The organism is Actinomycetes bacterium, assembly GCA_035506535.1.
Lineage (GTDB): Bacteria > Actinomycetota > Actinomycetes > DATJPE01 > DATJPE01 > DATJPE01.
Genome location: DATJPE010000092.1, coordinates 1 through 4,874, shown reverse-complemented (window position 1 = coordinate 4,874; position 4,874 = coordinate 1). Strand labels below are relative to the sequence as shown.

Genomic DNA, 4,874 nt, shown 5'->3' with positions numbered 1-4,874 from the left:
ATGGGCGATGAGGGCGTGTACGTCGCCGTCGTGGGGCCGTCCGAGGCCGCCGACGACGTCCTCGAGGCGGCGTTCGAGGTCGGGCGGCTGCTCGCCCTGGCCGGGGTGACCGTGCTGACCGGCGGGCTCGGCGGTGTCATGGCCGCGGCGGCCTCCGGCGCGGCCGAGGGCGGCGGCACCGTCGTCGGCGTCCTGCCCGGCACCGACCGCGCCGTGGCGCATCCTCGGCTCACCGTGGCTCTGGCCACCGGGCTCGGCGAGCTGCGTGGCGGCCTGCTGGTCCGGGGGGCCGATGCGGTGATCTGCGTCGGGGGCAGCTGGGGAACCCTCGCCGAGGTGGCGCTGGCGCGGCGGACGGGCGTACCGCTGGTCTGTCTGCGCGGCTGGCGGGTGCTCGACGCCGACGGCGTGGAGCAGGAGCTGGTCCACGCCGCGACCGCCGACGAGGCGGTCGCGACCTGTCTCGCGGCGGCGCGACCGGCCTGACCCGGGGCGCGCCTACCCGGCGGGGCGCCCGCCTCCTCAGAGCTGGCCGGGGTAGAAGCCGAAGCGGGCGAGCGGCTCGACCAGCTGCTGCTCCTCGTAGGCCAGGTGGCTGAGCAGGGTGTCGCTGAGCAGGTCCAGCGCGGCGTCGAGCCGGCCGACGTCGTGCCCCGCTGGGTCATGGCCGGTGCCGGCGCCCGGGGCGGTCGGGCGAGCGCCGGCGAGGAACTCGACCAGCGCGCGGTCGAGGCCCTCGAGGACCTCGTGGATGACGACGTGCTCCTCGGCGAGGCGGTCGATCACCGGCTCGAGGTGGCGGTCCGCGCGGCGCAGGTGCGGGAAGATCTCGGCGTCCTCGAGGGTGTGGTGGCCGGTGACCACACGGCAGTAGGCGGCGCAGTACGCCCCCAACGTCCAGTCGTTCTGCCGCATCGTCATCGCGTTGATCGCTGAGCGGGCGGCGCCGGAGGCGAGGGTGCCGGCGCGTACCTGCTCGACGAGGTCGCGCACGGTGGCCAGCTCGCCGCGCAGGTGGTCGTGGACGTCGACGAGGTGCTGCCCGAGGGCCTCCGCGCCGCGGCGGTACGTCGTGCCCGGGGGCGGGCCCGGTGCCGTCGGGCGGGTCGTCTCGTCCCACGGCTGGTTCGTGGAGCGGCGTACCCCGTCGTCCCTCGTCGGGATGGACGCCAGCCGCCGTGCGGTCTCGGTGTCCAGGGGGGCGGTGACGGGCTGTCCGGGCGAGCCCTCGGCGGCCGGGGAGCCCTCGTCGGCGGCGCGACCGGCCGCGGCGCGCTCGGCGGCGACGATGGCGCGGACGTCAGGTGCCACCTCGACGGCGAAGCGTTCGAGCGTCGCCGCGTCGTCCGATCCGACGATGAACACCGAGACGCCGTACGCCAGCGCCCACTCCGCGAGGTCCTCGGCCGCGACGTCGGCGCCGATGTTGAGCAGCCGTCGTACGTCGCCGGGCTCGCGCCCGGCGTCCCGCGCGGCCTCGTCGATGACGGCGTTGCCCGAGGCGAGGTCGGCGGCGCCCCCGGGCAGGTAGCCGAGCGAGGGCAGCCAACCGTCGGCGAGGCGCCCGGTCAGGCGCAGCATCGCTGGCTTGTAGGCGCCCACCCAGATGCCGATGTCGTGTGCCGGGGCCGGCCCGCGCTTGGCGCCGACCACGCGGTAGTGCTGGCCCTCGACCCGTACGCCGCCCCGGTCGCCGGCGGCCCACACCTGGCGCAGGACGTCGATGGCCTCCTCGAGCGCGCGGACCGCCTCGCCGGGCGTCCGGCGCGGGCCTCCCGACGCCTCGATCGCCTCCCAGAACGCCCCGGCGCCGACACCGAGCTCGACCCGTCCGCCGCTGAGGAGGTCCAGGCTCGCGGCGCTGCGGGCCAGCACGAGAGGTGGGCGGAGGGGCAGGCTGGCGACGTTGGGCGCCAGCGTGATGCGCTCGGTCGCGGCGGCGACGTACGACAGCAGCGTCCAGGTGTCGAGGAACGCCGGCTGGTACGGGTGGTCCTGGAAGGTCAGCAGGTCGTAGCCGACGCCTTCGGCGAGGCGGGCCAGGGCGACGACCGCCCTCGGGTCGCGCGCCGACGGCGTGACGAACGCGCCGAAGGCCATCTCGTGCCCGTAGTCCATGCCGCGCCCCTCGCTCGTTGACCGCTCAACGAGCCTAGGCCGTCGCAACGGAGAGGACTCGAACGTGGCCGGGGCCAGTGGGGGCCGGGGGGCGAGTGGGGTCTGAGCTCAGTGGGCGGCGTCGAAGGCGGCGGCGATCTCGTCGGTGATCTTGCCGCGGGGCGAGACGTCGTAGCCGTGGCGCAGCGCCCACTCCCGGATCGCCTTGGTCTGCGCCGGGTCCCGCCGGGTCCGGGTCGGGCGGCGGCGGGCCGACGCGATCAGCGCGCGGGGTGCGGGACGGCCGCCGATACGTCGCCCCGCGGCGACGTACGGCTGCAGGGTGCTGCGCAGGCGGATCGCGTTCTTTCGCGAGAGGTCCAGGGTGTAGGTGATCCCGTCGAAGGCGAACGTCACGCGCTCCTCCGCCTCGCCCCCGTCGAGGTCGTCGACGGTCTCGACGGTCCTGCGTCGCGTCATCGCGGGCTGCACCTTTCGCCGGGTCCGTCCATCCTCGGCGGCGCCCGGGCGGGCGTCAAAGCGACCCGCCGTACGCGCTCCGCCGGCTCCCCGGGGGTCCCGAACTCGTCGCGGCCGCCGCGCCCGCACGGCAGGCTGGCCCCATGCGCATCGAGGTCGTGGTCTTCGACGGGTTCGACGAGATGGACGCGGTGGGGCCGTACGAGGTGCTGCGCAACGCCGCGAACGTCGTCGCCGGCCGAGACGGCGAGCCCTGGGAGGTCGCGCTGGTCGGGGCGTACGGCGCCGGCGTCGTGCACGCCTCCCACGGCCTGCGCCTGCTCGTCGACTCCGGCCTCGGCGAGCACGGTCAGCCGGACGCGATCGTGGTCCCCGGCGGCGGCTGGGGCGACCGCGCGCCGACGGGAGCGTGGCACGAGGCCCAGGAGGGCGACCTCCCGCACGACCTCGCCGAGCTCGCGCCCGGCTGCCGCTGGGTCGCCTCGGTCTGCACCGGCGCGATGCTGCTCGCCACCGCCGGCCTCACGCGCGGGCGGCCGGCGACCACCCACGAGGTCGCCCTGGCGGACCTCCGCGCATCCGGCGCGATGGTGCGCGAGGGCGTCCGGTACGTCGACGACGGCGACCTGCTCACCTCGGCCGGGGTCACCGCCGGGCTCGACCTCGCCTGCTGGCTCGTCGAGCGCGAGCTCGGCCCGGACGTCGCGGCGGCGGTGACGCGCGAGATGGCGTACGAGCGATCGGCGCGGACTACCCCGAACGGGTGACCCGCGGGCCTAGGCTGCGAGGCACCGCCGGTGCTGGGGTACCGGCGCAGGGGGTGAGCGCATGCGCGCTGCGACGTACGCCAGGCCGTTGCGGATGCTGCTCGCGGTCGCGCTGACCGCGCTTGCGCCCGTCGTGGTGCTGGGGCTCGGCCCCGGCGCGTCGGCGGACACCGCCTCGGGCGCCACCGTGATGAAGCTGATGCCGCTCGGGGACTCGATCACCGACGGGTACCGCGTCCCGGGCGGGTATCGGACCGTGCTGTGGGAGCGCACCGTCCAGGAGGACGGCGACGACATCGACTTCGTCGGCTCGCTCAACGGCGGGCCACCAGAGCTGCTCGACGCCGACCACGAGGGGCACAGCGGATACCGGATCGACCAGATCCGGGCCTCGATCGACACCTGGCTCGCCAAGGCGACGCCCGACGTGGTCCTGCTGCACATCGGCACCAACGACATCGTCCAGAACGACGACATGGCGAACGCCCCCGCCCGGCTGCAGGACCTGGTGTCGCGCATCTGCGTCGACCTGCCGAACGTGCATCTCGTCGTCATGTCCGTCGTCCCGCGACCGGGGCTGGACAGCGTGGTGAACACCTACAACGCCGCGATCCCCGGTGTCGTCTCCGCCGTGGCCGAGACCGGGTGCGCGGTCAGCTTCTTCGACATGAACCACTACCTCACTGCCGCCGACATGGACTCGGGGCTGACCCATCCGACGGCCTGCGGGTTCATCAAGATGGCCAACGCGCTCTATCCGGTGGTGACCGCGCTGTACGACGCCTTCGAGGCGGCCCACCCGTCGTCGTCCTCACCGCCGTCGTCCGACTCGGAGTCCGGCTCCGTGGCGTCGGACTCCGTCACGGACTCGGGCGGCTCGGGGGCGTCCGGCTCGGGGGGCTCGGACAGCTCGGCCAGCCAGACCAGTACGTCGACGCCGGGCTCGACGCCCGCGACCTGCCCGTCGACCTCGCCCGCGTCCTCCGCACCGGCGGCGTCCTCCTCCGCACCCGCGGCCTCCTCGGCCCCGGCGAAGTCCTCATCGGCGCCGGCCTCGTCATCCCCGGTGGTCTCTTCGTCGGCTCCGGTGTCGTCGTCCCCCGCGTCGGTCAAGCACGGCCTCACCGGGACGTACTTCAAGAACACGATCTTCTCGGGGACGCCGGCCATCACCCGCGTCGACGCGACGGTGAACTTCACCTGGGGCACGGGCGCGCCCCGGTCGGACTTCTACGTCAACAGCTTCGGTGTGCGCTGGACCGGGCACGTGGTCGCGCCCGCGACGACGACGTACACGTTCACCACGCAGGCCGACGGTGGCATGCGCCTGTGGGTGAACGGGGTCCGGCTGGTCAACGACTGGACCGACAACGGCGTGGTGACGCACACGGGGACGATCGCGCTGACCAAGGGGCACAGCTATGCGATCCGGGTCGAGTACGGCGAGAAGGCGGGCAACGCCTCGGTCGTCCTGCGCTGGAAGGGTGCGGTGACGGTGCCCTCACAAGTGGTCCCGACAGGGGACCTGCT

At 74.5% G+C, this 4,874-nt stretch carries 5 protein-coding genes; 3 read left to right on the top strand and 2 right to left on the bottom strand.

Annotation, left to right across the window (positions count from 1 at the left end; all coding sequences use genetic code 11):
- The gene (locus tag VMI11_14395; GenBank protein ID HTY73586.1) at positions 1–486 is read left to right on the top strand and encodes a dethiobiotin synthetase; all 486 of its coding nucleotides are present in this window, start codon (positions 1–3) and stop codon (positions 484–486) included.
- A 36-nt stretch (positions 487–522) separates the two neighbouring features.
- Here VMI11_14395 and VMI11_14390 read toward each other — a convergent pair whose 3' ends face one another.
- Both VMI11_14390 and VMI11_14385 read right to left on the bottom strand, forming a co-directional pair.
- The gene (locus VMI11_14390; protein ID HTY73585.1) at positions 523–2,118 is read right to left on the bottom strand and encodes an LLM class flavin-dependent oxidoreductase; all 1,596 of its coding nucleotides are present in this window, start codon (positions 2,116–2,118) and stop codon (positions 523–525) included.
- Between the two features lie 108 nt (positions 2,119–2,226).
- Entirely contained in the window at positions 2,227–2,577 is a 351-nt protein-coding gene (locus VMI11_14385) for an Lsr2 family protein (protein ID HTY73584.1), read from the bottom strand.
- Positions 2,578–2,720: 143 nt separating this feature from the next.
- Here VMI11_14385 and VMI11_14380 point away from each other — a divergent pair, with 143 nt between their 5' ends.
- Both VMI11_14380 and VMI11_14375 read left to right on the top strand, forming a co-directional pair.
- Entirely contained in the window at positions 2,721–3,344 is a 624-nt protein-coding gene (locus VMI11_14380) for a DJ-1/PfpI family protein (protein HTY73583.1), read from the top strand.
- 61 nt (positions 3,345–3,405) lie between these two features.
- A partial coding sequence (locus VMI11_14375) for a PA14 domain-containing protein (protein ID HTY73582.1) occupies positions 3,406–4,874 on the top strand: 1,469 nt, incomplete at its 3' end.